This window comes from Bhargavaea cecembensis (genome assembly GCF_000826125.2).
Classification (GTDB): domain Bacteria; phylum Bacillota; class Bacilli; order Bacillales_A; family Planococcaceae; genus Bhargavaea; species Bhargavaea cecembensis_B.
The window spans coordinates 332,012-356,455 of the sequence record NZ_LN651371.1 but is presented as its reverse complement, the minus strand read 5'-3'; the positions used below and the strand labels follow the sequence as shown (position 1 = coordinate 356,455).

Annotated in this window: 19 protein-coding genes, 2 pseudogenes and 3 riboswitches; all 21 genes and pseudogenes read left to right on the top strand. The window is 60.7% G+C overall.

Going from position 1 to position 24,444, the window contains the following annotated elements; all coding sequences use genetic code 11:
• The coding region (locus tag BN1189_RS02305; RefSeq protein ID WP_040225065.1) for a nicotinate phosphoribosyltransferase at positions 1 to 1,191 on the top strand (1,191 nt) is incomplete at its 5' end.
• 44 nt (positions 1,192 to 1,235) lie between these two features.
• Positions 1,236 to 2,063, top strand: coding sequence for an ammonia-dependent NAD(+) synthetase (gene nadE / locus BN1189_RS02300; RefSeq protein ID WP_040225063.1), 828 nt, complete (start codon positions 1,236 to 1,238; stop codon positions 2,061 to 2,063).
• A gap of 154 nt (positions 2,064 to 2,217) precedes the next feature.
• Positions 2,218 to 3,168 (top strand): AAA family ATPase, encoded by a 951-nt coding sequence (locus BN1189_RS02295; RefSeq protein ID WP_040225062.1) that lies wholly within the window; start codon positions 2,218 to 2,220, stop codon positions 3,166 to 3,168.
• Positions 3,165 to 4,361 (top strand): DUF58 domain-containing protein, encoded by a 1,197-nt coding sequence (locus BN1189_RS02290; RefSeq protein ID WP_040225060.1) that lies wholly within the window; start codon positions 3,165 to 3,167, stop codon positions 4,359 to 4,361. The genes BN1189_RS02295 and BN1189_RS02290 overlap by 4 nt, the downstream gene beginning before the upstream one ends.
• A gap of 952 nt (positions 4,362 to 5,313) precedes the next feature.
• Positions 5,314 to 7,491 (top strand): DUF4129 domain-containing transglutaminase family protein, encoded by a 2,178-nt coding sequence (locus BN1189_RS02280; RefSeq protein ID WP_040225057.1) that lies wholly within the window; start codon positions 5,314 to 5,316, stop codon positions 7,489 to 7,491.
• Positions 7,492 to 7,526: 35 nt separating this feature from the next.
• Positions 7,527 to 7,628: riboswitch (purine riboswitch) on the top strand.
• Between the two features lie 124 nt (positions 7,629 to 7,752).
• A complete protein-coding gene (gene guaA, locus BN1189_RS02275) occupies positions 7,753 to 9,285 on the top strand; it encodes a glutamine-hydrolyzing GMP synthase (RefSeq protein WP_179860889.1) in 1,533 nt (510 codons plus the stop codon).
• Between the two features lie 372 nt (positions 9,286 to 9,657).
• A riboswitch (purine riboswitch) is annotated at positions 9,658 to 9,759 on the top strand.
• Between the two features lie 89 nt (positions 9,760 to 9,848).
• Positions 9,849 to 11,189 carry an NCS2 family permease gene (locus BN1189_RS02270; protein ID WP_040225053.1) on the top strand — a complete coding sequence of 447 codons (1,341 nt, stop codon included), beginning with the start codon at positions 9,849 to 9,851 and terminating at the stop codon, positions 11,187 to 11,189.
• A gap of 134 nt (positions 11,190 to 11,323) precedes the next feature.
• Positions 11,324 to 11,851, top strand: coding sequence for a DUF2179 domain-containing protein (locus tag BN1189_RS02265; RefSeq protein WP_040225051.1), 528 nt, complete (start codon positions 11,324 to 11,326; stop codon positions 11,849 to 11,851).
• On the top strand, positions 11,848 to 12,039 hold the full coding sequence (locus BN1189_RS02260) for an NETI motif-containing protein (protein ID WP_040225049.1): 192 nt from the start codon (positions 11,848 to 11,850) through the stop codon (positions 12,037 to 12,039). Before BN1189_RS02265 ends, BN1189_RS02260 begins: the two co-directional genes overlap by 4 nt.
• A 164-nt stretch (positions 12,040 to 12,203) precedes the next feature.
• Positions 12,204 to 12,304, top strand: a riboswitch (purine riboswitch).
• Between the two features lie 148 nt (positions 12,305 to 12,452).
• Positions 12,453 to 12,941, top strand: a complete 489-nt coding sequence (gene purE, locus BN1189_RS02255) for a 5-(carboxyamino)imidazole ribonucleotide mutase (protein ID WP_040225047.1) — start codon at positions 12,453 to 12,455, stop codon at positions 12,939 to 12,941.
• Positions 12,938 to 14,059 carry a 5-(carboxyamino)imidazole ribonucleotide synthase gene (purK, locus tag BN1189_RS02250; RefSeq protein ID WP_040225046.1) on the top strand — a complete coding sequence of 374 codons (1,122 nt, stop codon included), beginning with the start codon at positions 12,938 to 12,940 and terminating at the stop codon, positions 14,057 to 14,059. The genes purE and purK overlap by 4 nt, the downstream gene beginning before the upstream one ends.
• A gap of 8 nt (positions 14,060 to 14,067) precedes the next feature.
• A complete protein-coding gene (gene purB, locus BN1189_RS02245) occupies positions 14,068 to 15,366 on the top strand; it encodes an adenylosuccinate lyase (protein ID WP_040225045.1) in 1,299 nt (432 codons plus the stop codon).
• 411 nt (positions 15,367 to 15,777) lie between these two features.
• Positions 15,778 to 16,032, top strand: coding sequence for a phosphoribosylformylglycinamidine synthase subunit PurS (purS, locus tag BN1189_RS02240; RefSeq protein ID WP_040225044.1), 255 nt, complete (start codon positions 15,778 to 15,780; stop codon positions 16,030 to 16,032).
• A complete protein-coding gene (gene purQ / locus BN1189_RS02235) occupies positions 16,029 to 16,715 on the top strand; it encodes a phosphoribosylformylglycinamidine synthase subunit PurQ (RefSeq protein WP_040225043.1) in 687 nt (228 codons plus the stop codon). The genes purS and purQ overlap by 4 nt, the downstream gene beginning before the upstream one ends.
• The gene (purL, locus tag BN1189_RS02230) at positions 16,699 to 18,933 is read left to right on the top strand and encodes a phosphoribosylformylglycinamidine synthase subunit PurL (protein ID WP_040225042.1); all 2,235 of its coding nucleotides are present in this window, start codon (positions 16,699 to 16,701) and stop codon (positions 18,931 to 18,933) included. Before purQ ends, purL begins: the two co-directional genes overlap by 17 nt.
• Positions 18,909 to 20,327 (top strand): amidophosphoribosyltransferase, encoded by a 1,419-nt coding sequence (gene purF / locus BN1189_RS02225; protein ID WP_040225040.1) that lies wholly within the window; start codon positions 18,909 to 18,911, stop codon positions 20,325 to 20,327. Before purL ends, purF begins: the two co-directional genes overlap by 25 nt.
• Before the next feature lie 14 nt (positions 20,328 to 20,341).
• Positions 20,342 to 21,085 (top strand): annotated as a pseudogene (gene purM, locus BN1189_RS02220) (phosphoribosylformylglycinamidine cyclo-ligase); the annotation flags it as partial.
• 2 nt (positions 21,086 to 21,087) lie between these two features.
• Positions 21,088 to 21,360: pseudogene (locus BN1189_RS16325) on the top strand (amidophosphoribosyltransferase); the annotation flags it as partial.
• Positions 21,361 to 21,374: 14 nt separating this feature from the next.
• Positions 21,375 to 22,451 (top strand): phosphoribosylformylglycinamidine cyclo-ligase, encoded by a 1,077-nt coding sequence (purM, locus tag BN1189_RS02210; RefSeq protein ID WP_040225039.1) that lies wholly within the window; start codon positions 21,375 to 21,377, stop codon positions 22,449 to 22,451.
• The gene (gene purN / locus BN1189_RS02205) at positions 22,448 to 23,035 is read left to right on the top strand and encodes a phosphoribosylglycinamide formyltransferase (RefSeq protein ID WP_040225038.1); all 588 of its coding nucleotides are present in this window, start codon (positions 22,448 to 22,450) and stop codon (positions 23,033 to 23,035) included. The genes purM (BN1189_RS02210) and purN overlap by 4 nt, the downstream gene beginning before the upstream one ends.
• A gap of 71 nt (positions 23,036 to 23,106) precedes the next feature.
• Positions 23,107 to 24,444, top strand: a 1,338-nt coding sequence (gene purH, locus BN1189_RS02200; RefSeq protein ID WP_040225036.1) for a bifunctional phosphoribosylaminoimidazolecarboxamide formyltransferase/IMP cyclohydrolase, incomplete at its 3' end; no start/stop codon positions are given.

Sequence of the window (24,444 nt, the reverse complement as noted above, 5' to 3'; positions counted from 1 at the left end):
GTCTATTCGATGGTGGAGGGGGAAGTCGTGTTCGGAAACGAGCCGCTCATCCGGGTCGAGGCGCCGCTCATCCAGGCGCAGCTCATCGAGACGGCGCTCCTGAACATCATCAACTACCAGACGCTCATCGCGACGAAGGCGAGCCGCATCAAGCAGGTCGTCAAGAATGATGTGGTCATGGAGTTCGGATCCCGGCGCGCGCAGGAGCTCGACGCGGCGATCTGGGGAGCGCGGGCGGCCGTGATCGGCGGGGTCGAGGCGACGAGCAACGTCCGGGCGGGGAAGCTGTTCGGAATCCCGGTCGCCGGAACCCATGCACATTCCCTCGTGCAGGCGTACGAAAGCGAGTACGAAGCATTCCACGCCTACGCGCGCCGCCACAAAGACTGCGTGTTCCTCGTCGATACGTACGACACGCTGAAGATTGGCGTGCCGACCGCCATCCGGGTCGCAAAGGAGCTCGGCGACAAGATCAACTTCATCGGCATCCGGCTCGACAGCGGTGATATCGCCTATCTGTCCAAGGAGTCCCGGCGGATGCTTGACGAAGCCGGCTTCCCGGATGCGAAGATCATCGTCTCCAACGATCTCGATGAGTACACGATCATGAACCTTCATCTGCAGGGTGCGAAAGTCGACCAGTGGGGCATCGGCACGAAGCTGATCACCGCGTATGACCAGCCCGCACTCGGAGCGGTCTACAAACTTGTTTCCATCGAAAACGCCAAAGGCGGGATGGAGGACCGGATCAAGATCTCCTCGAGCACCGAAAAAGTGACCACGCCGGGGATCAAGAAAGTCTACCGGATCATCGACCGGGAAAACGGCAAGTCCGAAGGGGACTACGTCACGCTCGCGGACGAGGAGCCGGAAAAGGAAACGCGCATCAAAATGTTCCACCCTGTCCATACGTTCATCTCCAAATTCGTCACAAACTTCGATGCGGTCAATCTTCACCATCAGGTCGTGAAGGGCGGGGAGATCATTTATGAACTCCCGACCCTCGACGAGATCGTGGCATTTTCCCACGGGCAGCTCGACTTGTTCTGGGACGAGTACAAACGGTCGCTCAACCCGGAGGAATACCCGGTGGATTTGAGCCAGAAGTGCTGGGACAACAAGATGCGGAACATCCACGAAGTGCGTGACCGCATCCATGAATTCGAAGCAAGCAGGCAGGAAGCGGAGTGACGGACTTCCGGTCCGACCATGAATCATGAGGAGGAGACGAAGCGATGACATTGCAGCAGGACATCATCCGTGAATTGAAAGTGAAGCCGGAAATCGATCCGGCCCGGGAGATCCGGGTCTCGGTCGACTTTATGAAGGAATATGCGCGCCGCCACCCGTTCCTTGAAGGGTTCGTCCTCGGGATCTCGGGCGGCCAGGACTCGACGCTCGCCGGGAAGCTGGCCCAGATCGCCGTCGACGAGCTGAACGGTGAAGACGGCGGCGACCGGTTTAAGTTCCATGCCGTCCGCCTGCCGTACGGCGTCCAGTTCGACGAGCAGGATGTCGATGACGCCATCGAATTCATCTCGCCTTCGGTCACCTACCGGGTGAACATCAAGCCGGCGGTCGATGCGAGCGTGGCATCCCTTGCGGAGGCGGGCGTCCACTTGACCGACTACGTCAAAGGGAATGAAAAGGCGCGCGAGCGGATGAAGGCGCAGTATTCGATCGCCGCGATGAAAAATGCGGTCGTTCTCGGAACCGACCAGGCGGCCGAGGCGCTCACGGGCTTCTATACGAAGTTCGGCGACGGGGGCGCGGACCTCGTCCCGCTCTCGCGCCTGAACAAGCGGCAGGGCAAGATGATGCTGAAGGAGCTCGGCTGCCCGGAACATCTTTATACGAAAGTCCCGACCGCCGACCTGGAAGAAGACAAGCCGGCCTTGCCCGACGAAGTGGCGCTCGGCGTCACTTATGCCGATCTGGACGCTTATCTGGAAGGAAAAGAGATTCCCGAAGAGTCGCGGAAAAAGCTCGAGGACCTGTATTTGCGTTCACGGCACAAGCGCCATATGCCGATCACCGTGTTTGATGATTTCTGGAAAAGTTGAGAGAAGCGAAGAGACGCCCGCTGCAAAAGAGCAGCGGGCGTTCTTCCGTGCGTCCCGGATTGACCGGCTGCCTCTCCTTCCTTTAGACTAGGTCTATAATATAAATTTTCCAAATAGAGCCGCCGCCAGACGGCAGGAAGACAGGTGGACCCCGATGGATGAACAACAGAAACTGCTCCGCGTGATCGAGAATATCGAACAGGTCATGATCGGGAAGCGCGAAGTCGCGGAACTGAGCGTGACGGCCCTTTTGGCGGGCGGGCATGTGCTGCTCGAAGATGTTCCCGGCGTCGGCAAAACGATGATGGTCCGGGCGCTCGCCAAGTCGGTGGGCGCCGATTTCAAGCGCATCCAGTTCACGCCCGACCTGCTTCCGTCCGATGTGGTCGGCGTGTCGATCTATAACCCGAAAGAGATGGAATTCGAGTTCAGGCCGGGTCCGGTCATGGGCAATATCGTCCTCGCCGACGAGATCAACCGGACGTCCCCGAAAACGCAATCCGCCTTGCTCGAAGGGATGGAGGAGGCGTCCGTGACGATTGACGGCCGGACGCTGCCGCTGCCGGATCCGTTCTTCGTCATGGCCACCCAGAACCCGATCGAATACGAAGGGACGTACCCGCTGCCGGAGGCGCAGCTGGACCGCTTCCTGTTCAGGATCAAAATGGGCTACCCGTCCCGTGAAGAGGAGCTCGAAGTTCTCCGGCGCGCGGAAAACCAGGCGCCGATCGAGCGGATCGAGCCGGTCATCACGCTCGGGGAGCTGCAGGAGATCCGCAAGAGGGCGGAGGGCGTCACGATCGACGACACGGTCAAGGGTTATATCGTCGATCTTTCCGAACAGACCCGGAACAGCCCGGATGTCCGGCTCGGCGTCAGTCCGCGCGGATCGATCGCCCTCATGAAGGCGGCCCGTTCGCTTGCCTTCCTCAGGGGATCCGATTATGTGACGCCTGACCATGTGCAATACCTCGCGCCCTTTGTGTTCAGCCACCGGATCATCCTGCGTCCGGAAACGCGCTATGAAGGCATCACGACGGAGGAACTGGTCGAGCGGATCGTCATCAAGACGAAGGTGCCGGTGAAAAGAGCGGGCATCCGATGAAGCTGCTCCGCAGGGCGGCTCCGCCGCTTCGGTTCGTCGGGCTGATCCTCCTGCTCGCAGGAACGTTCGCCTATGCAAAGTTCCAGGGCGGCCGGGTGAGCTGGACGGTCTTCTACATGTTGCTGCCGTTCCTCCTGTACGGCATCCTGCTGTTCGTTTATCCATTGCGGGACATCGGTTTCCGCAGGGAGCTGGAACGGCGCGAACTGCCTTTCGGAGGATCCGCGCAGGCGGAGATCACCCTCACCCGCCGTTTTCCGTTCCCGCTTCTGTATGTATCCGTCAAGGAAGAGACGAAGGAAGGCGATCCGGCCCGGAACCCCGTCCTGCTGTTCCTCTGGGGATTCCGCAGAAGGAAGAAATGGTCATACCGGACCGGACCGCTCGGCCGCGGGGAGCATGCACTGGAAGGGGTCACCGTGGAAGTGTCGGACTTTTTCGGATGGATGAAAAAATCCGTGTTCCTGCCTTCGCGGGAAACCGTCCTGGTGCTCCCTAAAGTCCTCGGAATCCGGCATTTGCCGACGGTTGCCTCGGACGGCCGCGGAGCCGCGGCCGCGGCATCCTCAGCAGTGATGGATCCGGCCGCCGCTTCCGGAATCCGCGAATACGAGCCGGGGGACCGGGTGTCGCGGATCCACTGGTCCGCCTTTGCGCGGACCGGCGATCTTTATACAAAGGAATTCGAGGACCGGCGATCCCAGGATCTGTTCCTCATCCTGGACGGCCGTCCGTCGGAAACATTCGAAGCTCAGGTCAGCCTTGCCGCGTCCCTGCTGAAACTGTCGGCCGAAAACCGTGCCGTCGCCGGTTTTGTGACGCTCGGTCCGGCCGGCGCCGCATTTCCGCTCGTGGAAGGCCTGGAGGGGCACCATGACGTGCTCCGCCACCTGGCCCGGTTTCATCCTGCCGAAGAAGGGGGTTCCATCCCCCATGAAGGACGGAGCCTCATCGGGACGGCGCGCACGATGATCGTCGTTACGGGCCGGATCTCGGCCGGATGGGTGGAACGGCTGCTCGGAGAGAGCCCGGGCGTGAGGAGCGGCCTGCTGTATTCGGTGCTGGCTCCGGGAGAGCGGCCGGACGGCGAGGCGCTGGCCGCTGCGAAAAAAGCTTCCGCACAGGGGCTGGACGTCCGGTTCGTGACGGAACGCGACTTTGAAACAGCACAGACGGAAGGGAGGGCATCATGAAAGAGAAATGGCAGAACCGGCTGTTCCTGGCAGTCGTCTACGGGCTCGTCTTCCTTCTCGTCCGGGAGTGGCTCATCCCGATCACCGAACTGACCGGGACCGGGCATCTCGGACTGTTTCTCGTGTTTGTCGGGCTTTGCTTTGCGCTCCCGCTCCTCGGCATGCCGTGGTGGGCATCCGGCCCGCTGAAAGTTGTTTTCTCGGGCTGGCTCATCGCCCATGCGTATCTTGACGGATCTCCGGGTCCCGTACGGGTGGTGCGCTTTTTCGCGGACGATTTCAGGATCAATCTGCAGGCGCTCCTGTCCGGTGGATTTGCCGGCATCACCGACGCATTCCGGACGCTGCTATTCCTCGCCCTTCTCTGGATGGCCGCCTATCTGATCCAGTACTGGATCACAACCCGGATGTCGGTGTTCCTGTTCTATGGAATGACGCTCGTCTTCATCACGGTCCTCGACACGTTCAGCCCGTACCGGGCGGATGACGCGATCCTGCGCATCCTCGTCGTCGGGCTGCTGCTGGTCGGCCTGCTGGCGATCGCCAAGCTCACGGCCGGGCATGAGCGGAAACCGCCGCTGCCGGCACTGGCGCTCATGGCGATGCCGCTCGTCCTGCTCATCGGGGCNGGGCACCATGACGTGCTCCGCCACCTGGCCCGGTTTCATCCTGCCGAAGAAGGGGGTTCCATCCCCCATGAAGGACGGAGCCTCATCGGGACGGCGCGCACGATGATCGTCGTTACGGGCCGGATCTCGGCCGGATGGGTGGAACGGCTGCTCGGAGAGAGCCCGGGCGTGAGGAGCGGCCTGCTGTATTCGGTGCTGGCTCCGGGAGAGCGGCCGGACGGCGAGGCGCTGGCCGCTGCGAAAAAAGCTTCCGCACAGGGGCTGGACGTCCGGTTCGTGACGGAACGCGACTTTGAAACAGCACAGACGGAAGGGAGGGCATCATGAAAGAGAAATGGCAGAACCGGCTGTTCCTGGCAGTCGTCTACGGGCTCGTCTTCCTTCTCGTCCGGGAGTGGCTCATCCCGATCACCGAACTGACCGGGACCGGGCATCTCGGACTGTTTCTCGTGTTTGTCGGGCTTTGCTTTGCGCTCCCGCTCCTCGGCATGCCGTGGTGGGCATCCGGCCCGCTGAAAGTTGTTTTCTCGGGCTGGCTCATCGCCCATGCGTATCTTGACGGATCTCCGGGTCCCGTACGGGTGGTGCGCTTTTTCGCGGACGATTTCAGGATCAATCTGCAGGCGCTCCTGTCCGGTGGATTTGCCGGCATCACCGACGCATTCCGGACGCTGCTATTCCTCGCCCTTCTCTGGATGGCCGCCTATCTGATCCAGTACTGGATCACAACCCGGATGTCGGTGTTCCTGTTCTATGGAATGACGCTCGTCTTCATCACGGTCCTCGACACGTTCAGCCCGTACCGGGCGGATGACGCGATCCTGCGCATCCTCGTCGTCGGGCTGCTGCTGGTCGGCCTGCTGGCGATCGCCAAGCTCACGGCCGGGCATGAGCGGAAACCGCCGCTGCCGGCACTGGCGCTCATGGCGATGCCGCTCGTCCTGCTCATCGGGGCGTCCGGAGCCGTCAGCCAGATGCTGCCGAAATCGGAACCGGCCTGGCCGGACCCGGTACCGTTCCTCCGTTCGCTCGCGGACGGGGCGGGGAGCGGCGGCACGGGAGAAGCCGGCAAGATCGGCTACGGCGAAGATGACTCGATGCTCGGCGGGCCGTTCGTCGGAGACGACACGGTCGTCTTTGAAGCCGAGGCCAAGTCCGGGCAATATTGGAAGGTTGAAACGAAAGACACATACACGATGCGGGGCTGGGTCAATTCGTCGGAAGACCAGGAACTGCTTCCGGTCGGCGACGGAACCCCGATCAGCGATCCGCTCCTCGCCGGCAAGACGCGCGATGCGGACACGGCTGAGCTTTCCATGAACCTGGATTTCAATTTCATCGTCCAGCCGTACGGCGCGCAGCAGCCTGCACCGGTCGAAGGCGTCCAGTTCTTGCAGGAGACCGGGACGGGGAAAGTCATCCCGTTCCGCGACCGGACGCCTGTCGCGCTGGAGCACTACTCTGTTTCATTCAGTGAACCGGCCTACAGCCTCACCGCGCTCCGGCAGACGACGCCGGACAAGCTTGCGGCTGATGGCTTTGACCAGTATCTCCAGCTCCCCGATGAACTTCCGCAGCGGGTCCATGACCTGGCTGCGGAGCTGACCTCGGGAGAAGCGACGCTGTACGGAAAGGCGCGTGCCGTCGAGCGGTACTTCGCACGCAACGGCTACGTGTACGACCAGGAGAATGTCGCATCGCCTGGAGCCGGCGATGACTACGTCGATCACTTCCTGTTCGATACGAAGCGGGGCTACTGCGACAACTTCTCCACATCGATGGTCGTCCTTCTGCGCTCCGCCGGGATTCCCGCTCGCTGGGCGAAAGGCTTCAACGAAGGAGACGAAAAGGGGAAATCGGGAGACGGCCGTCTGTTCGAAATCACGAACAACAACGCCCACTCATGGGTGGAGGCCTACATGCCGGGCGTCGGCTGGATGCCGTTTGAACCGACGATCGGCTTCAGCGGTGCGGGCGGCATCGACTACGACCTGGACCTCGACGAAACACCGGAAGAGCAGCAGGCCGAGACGGAACAGGCCGCAACTCCTGAGAAAAAGAAGGAAGAAGAGAAGAAGGCTGCCGCTGCGGATGCAGACTTCTGGAAAAACATCGGCGAGTTCTTTTCGAAGCACCAGGGCAAGCTGTATGCGGCGGCCGGGATTCTCCTGGCAGTCTTGGCCATCGCCTGGTTCACCCGCGCAAAATGGCTGCCGAAGCTCCTCGTCGCCCAGTACCGGCGGAAACCGTTCGACCGGGACGGCTTTGAACAGGCCTACGGACGGCTCCTCAAGCAGCTCGGCCGGTACGGCCTCAAAAGGGAGGACGGGAAGACGCTGTCCGACTACGCCGCAGAAGTCGACGCCCACTTCGGGGGGATGGATATGCGGAGTCTCACCGGCGCTTATGAAGAGAGCCTTTACGGCGGTCGCCCGGACGCCGTCCGCAGCGAACACCTCAGGGAAAGTTGGGAAAATTTAATCTACAGGACTGGCAGTTGATTTTCGGCGGCCGAAACGGTACACTGACTTAAAATCGGATAGACCGGGTCGCCCCTCATATAAGTCCGGAAATACGGTCCGGATGTCTCTACCAAGCCACCGTAAACGGCTTGTCTATGAAGGCGGGCGCTTTTGTGCATGCAGGGGCGCCCGTCTTTATGGAGAGATGAGAACGCGCGGAAGCTTTTTCCTGCGCGTTTTTCATTTGATCCGGTCTGCAATGGAAAAGGTGGAATCATCGTGTCTGCAGATTCACTCTTAATGGAAGAGGAAAAAATCGTCGTCCTTGACTTCGGCAGCCAGTACAACCAGCTCATCACCCGGCGCATCCGGGAATTCGGCGTCTACAGCGAGCTGCACCCGCACACCGTCACCGCGGAAGACATCAAGAAGATGAACGCGGTCGGCGTCATCTTCTCGGGCGGTCCGAACTCCGTCTACGGGGAAGGTTCCTTCCGTCCCGATCCGGCCATCTTCGACCTCGGGATCCCGGTGCTCGGCATCTGTTACGGCATGCAGCTCATCGCCCATCATTTCGGCGGCAATGTCGAGCGTTCGTCGCGCCGCGAATACGGCAAATCCGAGATGACCGTCATGGAAGGCGCCCGCCTGTTTGAAGGCCAGCCCGCTTCACAGGTCGTCTGGATGAGCCACGGCGACCACGTGACGGCCGTTCCGGAAGGATTCGAGACGACCGCGACAAGCCCGTCGTGCGCCATCGCGGCGATGGAAGACCCGGCCCGCCGCATGTACGCGGTCCAGTACCACCCGGAAGTCCGTCACTCGATGAACGGCAACGACCTGCTCCGCGAATTCGTCTTCGGCATCTGCGGGGCGAAGGGCGGCTGGACGATCGAAAACTTCATTGACCTGGAAATCGAGAAGATCCGCAATGAAGTCGGCGACAAGAACGTCCTCTGTGCGCTCAGCGGCGGCGTCGACTCGTCGGTCGTCGCAGCGCTCATCCACCGCGCGATCGGCGACCAGCTCACCTGCATGTTCGTCGACCACGGCCTGCTCCGCAAAGGGGAAGCCGACAGCGTCATGGAAACCTTCGTCGGCAAGTTCGACATGAAAGTCGTCAAGATTGATGCACGCGAACGCTTCCTCTCGAAGCTCGCAGGCGTCTCGGACCCTGAGAAAAAACGCAAGATCATCGGCAACGAGTTCATCTACGTATTCGACGAAGAAGCGTCGAAGCTCACCGACATGGACTTCCTTGCCCAGGGCACGCTCTACACGGACATCATCGAGAGCGGCACCGCGACCGCCCAGACGATCAAGTCCCACCACAACGTCGGCGGCCTGCCGGAAGACATGACATTCAAGCTCATCGAGCCGCTGAACACGCTGTTCAAAGACGAAGTCCGCGAACTCGGCTCCCAGCTCGGCCTGCCGGATGAAATCGTCTGGCGCCAGCCGTTCCCGGGCCCGGGCCTCGGCATCCGCGTCCTCGGCGAAATCACCGAAGAAAAGCTCGAAATCGTCCGTGAATCCGACTTCATCCTGCGCGAAGAAATCGCAAAAGCCGGCCTCGACCGCGACATCTGGCAATACTTCACGGTGCTCCCGGACATCCGCAGCGTCGGCGTCATGGGCGACGAACGCACCTACGACTACGCCATCGGCATCCGTGCCGTCACCTCCATCGACGGCATGACCTCCGACTGGGCCCGCATCCCGTGGGACGTCCTCGAGAAAATCAGCACCCGTCTCGTGAACGAAGTCGACCACATCAACCGCGTACTGTACGACGTCACGAGCAAGCCACCTGCGACCATTGAGTGGGAATAACTAAAGCGGAGGGCGGCTGCTCAGGGGTGACAGGCGTAAGGCGGAAGGTGAGTGTCAACTTTCCGCGTGCGAGTGACACATTGAGGACTACGAGTGTTAACTTTTGGGGTCAGAGTGTCACTTTCACACACTCGGGAGTTAACTTTCTTTGCTGAAGAGATCGAGTTTCCCTCTTGAAGAAAAAAGTTGTGTAAAGTGTTGTGAGTGCAGTTCCTGTCACTCTGACACGGTCGAACCTGGAATCCCCCGATTAAAAGGGGGATTTTCCTGTTAGGCAAGCCGCCGGGGAATACCGAACAATGCTATCTGTATTGATTATATTGTTCGCTTCTTGTTGCGTGTTGCTCATTATTCCGCTATACTTTCAATGAACTCAATCTAATATAAACCCGTCGTATAATACCGGAGATAAGGTCCGGAAGTTTCTACCGAGCTGCCGTAAATGGCTCGACTACGATCGGGGGCGTTCTTTGTTTTTTGGATGCCCTCTTTCCGGTTGGACATGCGGCGCTTCGGCACCCGTGTCCTTTTTTTCCGGAACCGACGGTTAAACGGAGGCAATCATGAAAAACTATTTCAAGTTCGATGAGCTTGGCACGAACTACCGCCGGGAGATCATCGGCGGGCTCACGACGTTCCTGTCGATGGCCTATATTCTCGTCATCAATCCGCTCACGCTCAGCCTTGAGTCGGTGCCGGACCTGCCGGATTCGATGCGGATGGATGCCGGTGCGGTATTCGTCGCGACTGCGCTTGCTGCGTTCGTCGGTTCCATGTTCATGGGGCTTATCGCCAAGTACCCGGTCGGGCTTGCGCCGGGCGTGGGTCTCAACGCATTCTTCGCCTACACGGTCGTGCTCACATACGGCATTCCGTGGCAGACGGCGCTCACGGGCGTCCTCTTTTCCGGTGTTATCTTCATCATCTTGTCGCTCACGGGCCTGCGCGAGACGATCATCAATGCCATCCCGGCCGAGCTGAAATTCGCGGTCGGTGCGGGGATCGGCTTGTTCATCACATTCGTCGGCTTCCAGAACTCCGGGATCATCGTGAACAATGACGCGACGCTCGTCGGACTCGGTGATCTGGCTCAGCCGGCGACGCTGCTGGCCATCTTCGGACTCGTGCTCACGGTCATTCTCATGGTGCTCCGCGTCAACGGCGCAATCTTCATCGGGATGATCGTGACCGCAATCGTCGGCATGATCTTCAAGACGGTGCCGCTTCCGGATGCCATCGTCGGCAAGATTCCGGACATCTCGCCGACATTCGGCGTCGCATTCGATCCGATCATCCATGATCCGGGCTCTCTCATGACGATCCAGTTCCTCGTCGTCGTCCTGACGTTCCTGTTCGTCGACTTCTTCGACACGGCGGGCACGCTCGTCGCGGTCGCGAACCAGGCGGGGATCATGAAAAACAACAAACTGCCGCGTGCGGGCAAAGCGCTCCTCGCCGACTCGCTCGCGACGGTGACCGGTGCGATCATGGGGACGTCCACGACCACTTCCTACATCGAGTCGACGGCAGGCGTTGCGGCGGGCGCTCGGACCGGGTTCGCCGCCATCGTCACCGGTGTGCTGTTCCTCGTGTCTCTCTTGTTTTATCCGTTGCTGTCGGTGATCACCTCCGCCGTAACGGCGCCTGCGCTCATCATCGTCGGCGTGCTCATGGTGTCGGCGCTCGGAAACATCGACTGGAACCGGTTTGAGATTGCCGTACCGGCATTCTTGACGGTGATCGCAATGCCGCTCACGTACTCGATCGCAACCGGGATCGCCATCGGATTCATCTTTTATCCGATCACGATGATCTTATCCGGCCGGCGCCGCGAAGTCCACCCGATCATGTACGGCCTGTTCTTTATCTTTATTGCGTATTTCGTCTTCGTTCAGGGTAAATGATGAATACAGCCGCTCCCGGCCGGAAAGACGGCGGGAGCGTATTTTTTTGCCGTTCCCTTGTCCCGGCCGGGGGATGTCCGTTAACATGGGGGGAGGCGGCCGGTGCCGCTTAAAACAGAAAGGGGGACCCGCCGATGACGATGGTGCTCATCATCTTTACCATCAACCTCGTGTATGTCACGTTTTACACGGTCCGACTGATCTTGACGATGAAAGGCTACCGCTGGGTCGCAGCCGGTCTCAGTGTCGTCGAGATTGTCATCTACGTTGTCGGACTCGGACTCGTCCTCGACAACTTGAATCAGATCCAGAACGTCGCTGCCTATGCGATCGGCTACGGGACCGGCGTCATCATCGGCTCGATGATCGAGGAAAAGCTCGCGCTCGGCTACGTGATGGTCAACGTGATCACCGAGGACATCGAGCGGAAGATGGTCCGGGTCATCCGCGAGAACGGCTTCGGCATCACCGACTGGGAAGCGAACGGCCGCGACGGTTCACGCCATGCGATGCAGATCCTGACGCCGAAGAAGTATGAGCTGAAACTGTACACGCTCATCAAAGAACTCGATCCGAAGGCGTTCATCATCACCTATGAGGCGCGCAGCATCCACGGCGGCTTCTGGGTGAAACAGGTCCGGAAAGGAAAGCTGTTCAAATGAGCAAAAAGAAGACGGTCTGGTTTGAAGTGGAAGAAGGCGAAACGATCGAGCAATGCCTGGAGCGCATGTCGCGCGAAGGCTACATGGCCGCGGGGCGCAAGGAAGAACCGCTTTTTGAAGAGCGGGACGGGGAGCCGGTCCCCGTGCGCCAGCTGATCCGGTTCAAGGGTGTCTTAAAGGAAGAGTGAAACCCGGTCGGGCTGCGGTCCTGCCGGATTTTTCTATTGGAGCGAAGATCGGTCTGTCAGCCTTCGGAAGCGGTCCGTCCGTCAAATAAAGGCGAACATTAAAAGCTTCTTTTATTTTATCGTTCGTTTATTCCGTTGACACCCGTGATATCCGCTGTTAAAATAAGAAAGTAAACGACATCCCCCATATATGCTGAGGAATCGGCCTCGGCGTCTCTACCCCGGCACCGGAAATGCCAGGACTATGAGGGAAAGCGGATCAAGGAATCGGAACGAAAGGTGTGGGGCACATGTGCGCAAACATCTTGTTCGAACATGTTCGGGTCCCCGGATCGATTGCTTTCCTTTAATGGAGGCAGTCTATTCGGGGACCTGTTATTTTTTGTGGGAAATGCCGGAAGGAGCGGATCGGAATGGACGTGAAAGTGGGCGTCATCATGGGAAGCAAAAGCGACTGGGAGACGATGAGGAAAGCATGCGATATCCTCGATGAACTGGAAGTCGGCTATGAAAAGCGGGTCGTATCGGCCCACCGGACACCGGATGAGATGTTCCGTTATGCGGAAGAGTCGCACGAACGGGGCATTGAAGTGATCATCGCCGGAGCGGGGGGCGCCGCTCACCTGCCGGGCATGGTCGCCGCCAAGACGCTCGTCCCTGTCATCGGCGTGCCCGTCAAGTCGCGTGCGCTGAACGGTCTGGATTCGCTCCTGTCGATCGTCCAGATGCCGGGCGGTGTCCCGGTCGCAACGATGGCAATCGGCGACTCGGGCGCAACGAACGCGGGACTGTTCGCCGCGCAGATGCTCGCCGTCCGGGATGAAGCCCTCCGCGGGCGCATCGAAGAACGGCGAAGCCGACTCGCTCGCCAATCCACCGAAAGCACAGGTGATCTCCAATGACCATGATCCAACCGGGACAGACGATCGGCATCATCGGCGGCGGCCAGCTCGGGCGCATGATGGCCCTTTCCGCGAAGGAAGCGGGGTTCCGCATCGCGGTGCTCGATCCGGCGGAGGACTCGCCGTGCGGCCAGGTGGCTGACATCAAAATCATCGCCGCCTACGACGATGAAGAAGCGCTCGGAAAACTCGCGGAAGCGAGCGACGTCATCACGTACGAATTTGAGAATATCGACTACGAAGGGCTCAAGAGACTCGCGGAGCGCGCATATGTGCCGCAGGGAGCGGAACTGATTCGCATTACCCAGGACCGGATCGCGGAAAAAGCCGCCATCCGGAAAGCCGGTGCGCCGGTCGCTCCTTATATAGAAGCAACCGGCTTCGCGGAGCTGAAATCCCGGGTCGGCGAAATCGGATTCCCGTGCGTCGTGAAGACGGCTCGCGGCGGCTATGACGGCAAGGGCCAGGTGATCGTGAAGGAAGAGGCGGCGCTCGCTGAAGCCGAGGGACTCTTCGAACATTCCGCCTGTGTGGCCGAAGCATTCGTTCCGTTCGAGAAGGAAATTTCGATCATCATCCAGCGCAGCACCGACGGCAGTTCCGAATGCCTGCCGGTTCAGGAGAACGTCCATCAGAACCACATCCTCCACGAGACGATCGTGCCGGCCCGGATCGGCGGCGACACGGAACAGGCGGCGCTCGAAGCCGCCCGGCAGATCGCCGACCACCTGCAGCTCATCGGTACGCTTGCGGTCGAGATGTTCGTTCTCGAAGACGGCCGCGTGCTCATCAACGAGCTCGCGCCGCGTCCGCACAACTCGGGCCACTACTCGATCGAGGCGTGCACGATTTCCCAGTTCGGCCAGCACGTCCGCGCAATCTGCGGGTGGCCGCTCCGCAAGCCGGAACTCCTCCGGCCGGCGGTCATGGTGAACGTGCTCGGCCAGCATGTGGACCCGTTGCTCAAGGCGGTTCCGAACCACCCCGGCTGGTCGGTCCATCTGTACGGAAAGGCCGACGCGAAGCACAACCGCAAAATGGGACATGTGACGATCCTATCCGAACATAATGAAGAGACGCTAAGCCGGATCGATGAAACCGGCATATGGGAAGGATGACAAGATAAATGATCGAACGATATACACGCCCGGAGATGGGCAATGTCTGGACGGAAGAAAATAAATACAATGCCTGGCTCGACGTCGAGCTGCTTGCCTGCGAGGCGTGGGCGGAGCTCGGGGACATCCCGAAAGAGGATGTGAAGAAGCTATGGGACAACGCGACGTTCTCCGTGGAGCGCATCCAGGAGATTGAACAGGAGACCCGCCACGACGTCGTCGCCTTCACGCGCGCCGTATCCGAAACGCTCGGCGAAGAACGCAAGTGGGTGCACTACGGCCTCACTTCCACCGATGTGGTCGACACCGCCCTGTCTTATCTCATCAAGCAGGCGAACATCATCATCCGCAAAGACCTCAACAACTTCATCGAGATTCTCGCCGACAAGGCGAAAGAACATCAATACACCGTCATGATGGGCCGCACGCACGGCGTGCATGCGGAGCCGACGACGTTCGGCGTGAAGATGGCCCTCTGGCACGAGGAAATGAAGCGAAACCTCGAGCGGTTCGAGGCGGCGGCCAGGACGATTGAAACCGGCAAGATGTCCGGCGCAGTCGGCACGTTCGCCAATATCCCGCCGTTCGTCGAAGAGTACGTGTGCAGCAAGCTCGGGCTCGCCGCCGCTCCGGTATCGACGCAGACCTTGCAGCGCGACCGCCATGCCCAGTACATCTCGACGCTCGCCCTGATTGCCACGTCGATCGAGAAGTTCGCCATCGAAATCCGCGGACTCCAGAAGTCGGAAACCCGCGAAGTCGAGGAATTCTTCGCAAAAGGGCAGAAAGGCTCGTCCGCGATGCCGCACAAGCGCAACCCGATCGGATCGGAGAACATGACCGGCCTGTCGCGCCTCATGCGCGGCTACATGGTCACCGCCTATGAAAACGTACCGCTCTGGCATGAGCGCGACATCTCGCACTCGAGCGCCGAGCGGGTCATCATCCCGGACGCAACGATCATCATCAACTACATGCTGAACCGCTTCGGCAACATCGTGAAAAACCTCACCGTGTTCCCGGAAAACATGAAGCGCAACATGGACAAGACGCTCGGGCTCATCTACTCCCAGCGCGTCCTGCTCGCGCTGATCGACAAGGGCATGGCCAGGGAAGCCGCGTACGACACCGTCCAGCCGCTCGCCATGCAGGCTTGGGAAGAACAAGTCCCGTTCCGCGGACTCGTCGAATCCGACCCGGTCATCGCCGATAAACTCAGCACCGCCGAACTCGACGACTGCTTCGACTACCGCCACCATCTTCAGCGCATCGACGACATCTTCGACCGCTGCGGGCTGAATGACTGAGTTTTGTTGGTAAAATAGTTGATTTTCGCTGCAGGCGGACGCTTTCCGCGGGCACGGCTTGAGCCTCCTCGCTCGCTGACGCTCCCTACGGGGTCTCAAGACTCGTGCTGTTCCCGCAGGAGTCGCCGCCTTCCGCTCCAATCAACCTCTCTGATATGTGGTTGATTGGAGTGAAGGGCACGAGACACCTGTGGGAAAAGTATTAGCTGACGTCATCACAAAGCATGGCGTCTAAGAACGAAGCGGTGAGCAGCACAGGCCCCGCTGTCGCGCATCGGCGAGAAGACGGAGGCAACGCCCGCGGTAAGCGAGTGCCCGGAACGGAAATCAGCGACTCTTTGAACCAAAGGCACGGAACTGCTTTTCCTTGATTCACCTAAACTCACACAACCGATTGGGAGGCCAACCAAGATGAAAAAAGTGAATGTGTTCGTGACGCTCCGCGAAAGTGTAATCGACCCGCAGGGGACTGCCGCAATCAGCGCGTTGCAGGCAAAAGGGTACAACGAAGTGCAGGATGTCCGCATCGGAAAATACATCGAATTGACCCTCGGCGACACGGAGCGCGACCTCGACACGGCCGTAAAGGAAATGTGTGAAAAACTGCTTGTGAACAGCAATGTGGAAGACTACCGCTTTGAAGTGCTGGAGGTTGAAGAGGCATGAAATTCGCCGTCATCCGATTCCCCGGGTCGGCCTGCGACCTTGACCTGTACCATGCCGTAACCGATATCCTCGGCGAAGAGGCGGAATACGTCAGCCACGAAGCAACGGATCTTTCCGCATATGATGCCATCCTCCTGCCGGGCGGCGCCTCCTACGGCGATTACTTGCGCGCGGGCGCGATGGCCGCAAGAACACCCGTCATGGAAAAAGTCATCCGGGCAGCCGGAGAAGGAAAACCGGTCCTCGGCGTGGGCAACGGATTCCAGGTGCTCGCCGAGGCGGGCCTCCTGCCGGGCGCGTTCCTGAAAAACCGGGACGGCAAGTTCATCTGCCGCGCGGTTCCGGTCCGGGTTGAAAACAACCGCACGATGTTCACGGCGGGATATGGTGAAGGCGAGGAACTCCGTCTTCCAATCGCCCACGGTGAAGGCAACTATTACTGTGACGAAGAGACCTACAGCCGGCTGAAGGAAAACAAGCAGATTGTCCTGACTTACTCCGAAGGCAACCCGGATGGCTCGGTCGGAGACATCGCCGGCATCGCCAATGAAAACGGCAATGTCCTCGGCATGATGCCGCATCCGGAGCGGGCGGCCGAATCGCTTCTCGGCTCTGAAGACGGGCTGAAGCTGTTTCAATCTATCGTGAATGAGTGGAGGGAATCCCATGCCAACCAAGCTTGAACCGACGGCGGAACAGATCCGCGACGAGAAAATCTACGCGCAGATGGGCATGACCGGCGAGGAATTCGAACTGGCCGTCAAGCTTCTCGGACGCCTGCCGAACTACACGGAAACGGGCCTGCTCTCCAGCATGTGGTCCGAGCACTGCTCATACAAGAGCTCCAAGCCGGTCCTCCGCAAGTTCCCGACGACGGGTCCGCAGGTCCTGATGGGGCCGGGCGAAGGCGCCGGCATCGTGGACATCGGAGACAACCAGGCGATCGCGTTCAAGATGGAGTCGCACAACAGCCCGTCGGCGGTCGAGCCGTACGAAGGTGCGGCAACGGGCGTGGGCGGAGTGCTCCGCGATGTGTTCTCGATGGGTGCCCAGCCGATCGCGGCGGTGAACTCGCTCCGTTTCGGCGAGCTGGACAGCGAGCTCAATCGCTGGCTGTTCGAGGAAGCCGTTGCGGGCATCGCCGGCTACGGTAACACGATCGGCATCCCGACGGTGGCGGGGGAAGTCCAGTTCGACCCGTGCTATGACGGCAAGCCGCTCGTCAATGCAATGGCGATCGGGCTCCTCAACCACGAAGATATCCAGCGCGGGGTGGCCGCCGGCGTCGGCAATACGGTCATGTACGTAGGCGCGAAGACGGGACGCGATGGGATCCACGGGGCCATCTCTTCATCGGTCGAACTGTCGGAAGAAGCCGAACAGGAACGCGCGCCCGTCCAGGCGGGGGATCCGTTCACGGAGAAGCTTCTCATGGACGCCTGCCTGGAACTCGTCAAATCCGATGCCCTCGTCGGCATCCAGGACATGGGCGCGGCCGGCCTGACTTCCTCGTCCGCCGAAATGGCGTCAAAGGCGGGCTTCGGCCTGGAGATGAATCTCGACCTGATTCCGCAGCGCGAACCGGGCATGACGGCTTATGAAATGATGCTGTCCGAGTCTCAGGAGCGGATGCTCATTGTCGTGAAGAAAGGGCGCGAAGGGGAGATTGTTGACTTGTTCGCGAGGTATGGCCTCGAGGCGGTCGAAGTTGGCCGGGTCACGGAAGACAAGATGCTCCGCCTGTTCCACAAGGGAGAAATGGTCGCGGAAGTTCCGGCGGACGTGCTCGCCGAAGATGCGCCGGTTTACCATAAGCCGTCGCTCGAGCCGGAGTACTTCCGGAAGTTCCAGCAGATGGCGTGCGAAGAGCCGGCGGTTGACGATCTCACGGAAACGCTCACCGCGCTGCTGAAGCAGCCGACGATCGCATCGAAGGAATGGGTGTACAGCCAGTTCGACCACCAGGCACGCACGAACACGGTCGTCGCACCGGGTTCCGATGCGGCGATCGTCCGGGTGCGCGGCACGGAAAAGGGACTGGCGATCACGTCGGACTGCAACTCTCGCTATATTTATCTGGACCCGGAAACGGGCGGCAAAATCGCGGTCGCGGAAGCGGCGAGGAACATCGTCTGCTCCGGCGGCAAGCCGCTTGCCATCACCGACTGCCTGAACTTCGGCAGCCCGGACAACCCGGAAATCTTCTGGCAGCTTGAGAAGTCGGCCGACGGCATCAGCGCAGCCTGCCTCGCCCTTGAGGCGCCGGTCATCAGCGGGAACGTCTCGCTCTACAACGAACGGGCGGGCCGTCCGGTCTATCCGACGCCGACAATCGGCATGGTCGGGATCGTGGAAAACCTGGCCCATGCGACCACGCAGGAAGCCAAGGCCGCAGGCGACTTTGTTTACCTGATCGGCGGGACGAAAACGGAATTCGGCGGCTCCGAGCTGCAGAAGATGCTGAATGGAGGCGAAATCTCCGGCAAGTCGCCGGCGATCGACCTTGGCGTCGAAGCGGCACGACAGAAAGCCCTGCTTGAAGCCATCCGGGACGGGCTCGTCCGCTCGGCGCACGACCTCGCGGAAGGCGGATTCGCCGTCGCGCTCGCAGAAAAGCTGTTCGGTACAGACGGTCTCGGAGCTGATGTTGAAATCACCGGCTCCCCTGTCACGGCGCTCTTCAGCGAGACGCAGTCCCGCTTCCTCGTCACGGTGAAGCCGGAAAACGCGGAGCGGTTTGAGGCGAAAGTGAAAGACGCACGGAAAATCGGAACGATCACGGATGACGCCCGCCTTGTCATCAAGAGTGCGGACGCAGGCACGCTCATCGAAGAAGAGGTCCACCGACTCGAAACCGCCTGGAAAGGGGCCATCCCATGCTTGCTGAACTCAGCGGAATAAACGAAGAATGCGGAGTCTTCGGCATCTGGGGACATGACAATGCCGCCCAGCTCGCCTACTACGGACTCCATGCGCTCCAGCACCGCGGCCAGGAAGGAGCCGGCATCTGCACAGTGAACGACGGCCATCTCCATATTGAAAAAGGGGAAGGACTCGTCAACGACGTGTTCCCCGGCGACCGGCTCGGTAAGCTGCCGGGCCATGGTGCAATCGGCCACGTCCGCTACACGACGGAAGGCGGCCGGGCGTTCGAGAACATCCAGCCGCTCGTCTTCCGCTCGACGACGGGCAGCCTCGCCCTCGCGATGAACGGCAACGTCATCAATGCAACCGAATTGAAACGCCATCTTGAAAAACAGGGCAGCATCTTCCAGACGACGTCCGACACGGAAGTCCTCGCCCATCTCATCAAGAAAAGCGGCAGCTACCCGCAGACGGAGCGCATCAAAAAGGCGCTTTCCCTCCTGCAGGGGGCGTTCGCGTTCGTCATGGTGACGGAGGACGCGCTCATCGTCGCCCAGGATCCGAGCGGTATCCGGCCGCTTTCGCTTGGCCGGCTCGGGGACGCGTGGGTCGTCGCTTCCGAAACCTCGGCATTTGACCTGATCGGCGCGGAAACGGTCCGGTCGGTCGAGCCGGGCGAACTGCTGATCATCAATGATGAAGGACTGAAGAGCGAGCGGTTTGCACCGAAAGCGCGCCGTGGCATCTGCTCGATGGAATATATCTACTTTTCCCGCCCGGATTCCGACATCGACGGCATCAACATCCATATGGCCCGCAAGCGTCTCGGCAAGCGGCTCGCCCAGGAAGTGACGATCGATGCGGACGTCGTGACCGGCGTGCCGGACTCCAGCATCTCGGCCGCCATCGGCTACGCCGAAGAAAGCGGCATCCCGTATGAAATGGGCCTGATCAAAAACCGCTACGTCGGCCGGACGTTCATCCAGCCGTCGCAGGAACTGCGCGAGCGCGGCGTCAAGATGAAGCTGTCGCCGGTCCGCCAGGTCGTCGAGGGCAAGCGCGTCGTCATGATCGACGACTCGATCGTCCGCGGCACGACTTCGAAGAGGATCGTGAAGATGCTCCGTGACGCCGGCGCAAAAGAAGTCCATGTCGCGATCAGTGCACCGCCGCTCATCGCCCCGTGCTTCTACGGCGTCGACATCAGCACCGACTCCGAACTGATCGCGACCGGCCGTTCCGTCGATGAAATCCGGGAACTGATCGGCGCCGACTCGCTGTCGTTCCTGTCGACTGAAGGGCTCGTCGAAGCAGTCGGCCGCCCGGACACCGACCCGGACTGCGGTCACTGCCTCGGCTGCTTCACCGGGAAATATCCGACCGACATTTACGCGGACACGAAACTGCCGCATGAGAAGGAACTCGTCTAAGGGGGACCGTACACATGTCAAAAGCATACGAACAGGCCGGCGTGAACATCGAAGCCGGATACGAATCGGTCGAGCGCATGAAATCCCATGTCGCGCGCACGGAACGAAAAGGCGTCATGGGTGCGTTCGGCGGCTTCGGCGGGTTGTTCGACCTATCCGCGCTCGGCCTGAAGGAACCGGTCCTCGTCTCGGGGACGGACGGCGTCGGCACGAAGCTGAAAGTCGCCTTCATGGCGGACAAGCATGACACGATCGGCATCGACTGCGTCGCGATGTGCGTGAACGACATCGTCGCTCAGGGCGCGGAGCCGCTGTATTTCCTTGATTATGTGGCGCTCGGCAAAGCCGTTCCCGCACGTGTCGAGGCGATCGTCAAAGGCGTCGCCGACGGCTGCGTCCAGGCCGGCGCCGCCCTGATCGGCGGCGAGACGGCCGAGATGCCGGGGTTGTACGAGGAAGACGAATACGACCTCGCCGGATTCGCGGTCGGCGCCGCCGAGAAGAAAAACATCGTGACAGGGCAGGCGATCCGCGAAGGCGACGTGCTCGTCGGCATCGCCTCAAGCGGCATTCATTCCAACGGCTACTCGCTCGTCCGCAAGATCGTCTTCGAACAGGAAGGCTACCGTCCGGACGAACGCATTGCAGGCTACGAGGAACTCGGAACGGCGGCGGAAGCGCTGCTCGTCCCGACCAAGATCTACGCCAAGCCGGTATTGGAAATGAACCGCAAGCTCGACGTCCATGGCATGGCGCATGNATCAGTGCACCGCCGCTCATCGCCCCGTGCTTCTACGGCGTCGACATCAGCACCGACTCCGAACTGATCGCGACCGGCCGTTCCGTCGATGAAATCCGGGAACTGATCGGCGCCGACTCGCTGTCGTTCCTGTCGACTGAAGGGCTCGTCGAAGCAGTCGGCCGCCCGGACACCGACCCGGACTGCGGTCACTGCCTCGGCTGCTTCACCGGGAAATATCCGACCGACATTTACGCGGACACGAAACTGCCGCATGAGAAGGAACTCGTCTAAGGGGGACCGTACACATGTCAAAAGCATACGAACAGGCCGGCGTGAACATCGAAGCCGGATACGAATCGGTCGAGCGCATGAAATCCCATGTCGCGCGCACGGAACGAAAAGGCGTCATGGGTGCGTTCGGCGGCTTCGGCGGGTTGTTCGACCTATCCGCGCTCGGCCTGAAGGAACCGGTCCTCGTCTCGGGGACGGACGGCGTCGGCACGAAGCTGAAAGTCGCCTTCATGGCGGACAAGCATGACACGATCGGCATCGACTGCGTCGCGATGTGCGTGAACGACATCGTCGCTCAGGGCGCGGAGCCGCTGTATTTCCTTGATTATGTGGCGCTCGGCAAAGCCGTTCCCGCACGTGTCGAGGCGATCGTCAAAGGCGTCGCCGACGGCTGCGTCCAGGCCGGCGCCGCCCTGATCGGCGGCGAGACGGCCGAGATGCCGGGGTTGTACGAGGAAGACGAATACGACCTCGCCGGATTCGCGGTCGGCGCCGCCGAGAAGAAAAACATCGTGACAGGGCAGGCGATCCGCGAAGGCGACGTGCTCGTCGGCATCGCCTCAAGCGGCATTCATTCCAACGGCTACTCGCTCGTCCGCAAGATCGTCTTCGAACAGGAAGGCTACCGTCCGGACGAACGCATTGCAGGCTACGAGGAACTCGGAACGGCGGCGGAAGCGCTGCTCGTCCCGACCAAGATCTACGCCAAGCCGGTATTGGAAATGAACCGCAAGCTCGACGTCCATGGCATGGCGCATGTCACGGGCGGCGGCTTCTATGAAAACGTGCCGCGCATGCTGCCGGAAGGACTCGCTGCCGAGATTGATCTCGGCTCATGGACGGTTCCGCCCGTGTTCCGCATGCTGAAGGAGAAAGGCCGTCTCGCCGACCGCGACCTGTACAGCGTCTTCAACATGGGCATCGGCTTCATTCTTGCACTGCCGGAAACGGATGCGAAGGAAGCCGTCCGGCTGGCGGCGGAGCACGGGGAAGATGCGTCGATCATCGGCCGCGTCGTCCGCGGTGCCGGCGTGGGCTTCAACGGAGATCATGACGGGACGCTCGAACCGGAAAGGGGCGGCGAGGCATGAGCCGAAAACCCCGCATCGCGGTGTTCGCCTCCGGCAGCGGCTCGAACTTCGAGGCGATTGCGGAAGCGGTCCAATCGGGGGAACTCGATGCGGACATCCCGGTCCTCATCACGGACAAGCCGCTCGCACCCGTGATCGCACGCGCGGAGCGGCTCGGCATCCCGGCCGCGGCCGTCAATCCGAAAGCGTTCCCGGACAAGGCCGCGTTCGAACGGACGGTCCTCGCGCGGCTCCGCGACGAGGAGATCGACTGGATTGTGCTGGCCGGCTACATGCGCCTTATCGGACCGACACTGCTCGGGGCGTTCCCGAACCGGATCGTCAACATTCACCCGTCGCTCCTTCCGGCATTCCCGGGAAAAGATGCGGTCGGACAGGCGTTGACGGCAGGAGTGGAGACGACCGGCGTCACGGTCCATTTCGTCGACGAAGGCATGGACACCGGCCCGGTCATCCTGCAGCGGGAAGTCCCGGTCGTCCCGGGCGACCGTGAAAAGACCGAAGCCGCCATCCATGCCATCGAACACGAGCTATATAAAGAAGCTTTGCAGAAACTGCTGACGGAGGAACAGTCGAGGGTTTGACTGTTCCGGGGCGCCGCCCAATCCGCCGGCTCCCTGCATTTATTTTTCCCATACATAAGGAGGCCCTACCCGTGAAAAAGAGAGCACTGCTCAGCGTATCGGACAAGACCGGCATTCTGGAGTTCGCAAAGGAACTGGAATCGCTCGGCTATGAGATCCTGTCGACCGGCGGGACGATGAACCATCTGAAGGAAAACGGCGTCGCGGTCACGGCGGTCGATGAAGTGACCGGCTTCCCGGAAATCCTCGGCGGCCGCGTGAAGACGCTCCATCCGTTCGTCCACGGCGGCCTGCTCGCCAAGCATGACGACCCGGACCATCAGGCCGAGCTGGAGGAGCACGGCATCCTTCCGATCCACATCGTCTGCGTGAACCTGTATCCGTTCAAGGCGACGATCTCAAAGCCGGATGTCACGGTCGAGGACGCCATCGAAAACATCGATATCGGCGGGCCGACGATGCTGCGCGCTTCCGCGAAAAACCACCGGTACATCACGGTGCTCGTCGACTCCGCGGACTATCCGGCCGTTTTGGAGGAATTAAAGACGGACGGAGCGACAACGCTCGAAACGCGCCGCCGACTCGCCGCGAAAGTGTTCCGCCATACGGCTGCCTACGATGCGCTCATCTCCGGTTATCTGACCGACCTGACCGGCGAGGAATTCCCGGAAAGCGTCACGCAGACGTTTGAGCTGAAGCAGCCGCTCCGCTACGGGGAGAACCCGCACCAGCAAGCCGCGTTCTACAGCAAGCCGCTCGGCGGCGAGTTCTCGATCGCCCGCGCGGAGCAGCTCCACGGGAAGGAACTTTCCTACAATAATATCCAAGATGCGAACGCCGCCATCGGCATCGTCCGCGAATTCAGCGATCCGGCGGCCGTCGCGGTGAAGCACATGAATCCATGCGGCGTCGGCACGGCGGGAACACTTTCCGACGCGTTCAAGGCCGCGTACGAAGCCGATCCGGTCTCGATCTTCGGCGGCATCATCGCCCTCAACCGGGAAGTGGACGCCGAAACAGCCGGGCAGCTCTCCGGCATCTTCCTTGAAATCATCATCGCGCCGGGCTACACCGATGAGGCATTTGAGATCCTGACGAAGAAAAAGAACATCCGCCTGCTGAAGCTCGGCGGCGCAGAAGGCAAGCGCGATGAGTGGACGTCCGTCACCGTCGAAGGCGGACTGCTCATGCAGAACCCGGACACGGCTTCGCTTGATGACGCGGAAGTCAAGGTTGCTACAAAGCGCGAACCGACGGAACAAGAGTGGAAAGCGCTGAAGCTCGGCTGGAAAGTCGTCAAGCACGTGAAGTCGAACGCGATCGTCGTTTCGGACGCACACCGCACGCTCGGCGTCGGTGCCGGCCAGATGAACCGCGTCGGCGCGGCGAACATCGCCCTCGAGCAGGCC

Coding starts and splice junctions, on each gene's coding strand:
- nadE (WP_040225063.1), top strand. CDS start 1,236: ATGACATTGCAGCAGGACATCATCCGTGAATTGAAAGTGAAGCCGGAA.
- BN1189_RS02295 (WP_040225062.1), top strand. CDS start 2,218: ATGGATGAACAACAGAAACTGCTCCGCGTGATCGAGAATATCGAACAG.
- BN1189_RS02290 (WP_040225060.1), top strand. CDS start 3,165: ATGAAGCTGCTCCGCAGGGCGGCTCCGCCGCTTCGGTTCGTCGGGCTG.
- BN1189_RS02280 (WP_040225057.1), top strand. CDS start 5,314: ATGAAAGAGAAATGGCAGAACCGGCTGTTCCTGGCAGTCGTCTACGGG.
- guaA (WP_179860889.1), top strand. CDS start 7,753: ATGGAAGAGGAAAAAATCGTCGTCCTTGACTTCGGCAGCCAGTACAAC.
- BN1189_RS02270 (WP_040225053.1), top strand. CDS start 9,849: ATGAAAAACTATTTCAAGTTCGATGAGCTTGGCACGAACTACCGCCGG.
- BN1189_RS02265 (WP_040225051.1), top strand. CDS start 11,324: ATGACGATGGTGCTCATCATCTTTACCATCAACCTCGTGTATGTCACG.
- BN1189_RS02260 (WP_040225049.1), top strand. CDS start 11,848: ATGAGCAAAAAGAAGACGGTCTGGTTTGAAGTGGAAGAAGGCGAAACG.
- purE (WP_040225047.1), top strand. CDS start 12,453: ATGGACGTGAAAGTGGGCGTCATCATGGGAAGCAAAAGCGACTGGGAG.
- purK (WP_040225046.1), top strand. CDS start 12,938: ATGACCATGATCCAACCGGGACAGACGATCGGCATCATCGGCGGCGGC.
- purB (WP_040225045.1), top strand. CDS start 14,068: ATGATCGAACGATATACACGCCCGGAGATGGGCAATGTCTGGACGGAA.
- purS (WP_040225044.1), top strand. CDS start 15,778: ATGAAAAAAGTGAATGTGTTCGTGACGCTCCGCGAAAGTGTAATCGAC.
- purQ (WP_040225043.1), top strand. CDS start 16,029: ATGAAATTCGCCGTCATCCGATTCCCCGGGTCGGCCTGCGACCTTGAC.
- purL (WP_040225042.1), top strand. CDS start 16,699: ATGCCAACCAAGCTTGAACCGACGGCGGAACAGATCCGCGACGAGAAA.
- purF (WP_040225040.1), top strand. CDS start 18,909: ATGCTTGCTGAACTCAGCGGAATAAACGAAGAATGCGGAGTCTTCGGC.
- purM (WP_040225039.1), top strand. CDS start 21,375: ATGTCAAAAGCATACGAACAGGCCGGCGTGAACATCGAAGCCGGATAC.
- purN (WP_040225038.1), top strand. CDS start 22,448: ATGAGCCGAAAACCCCGCATCGCGGTGTTCGCCTCCGGCAGCGGCTCG.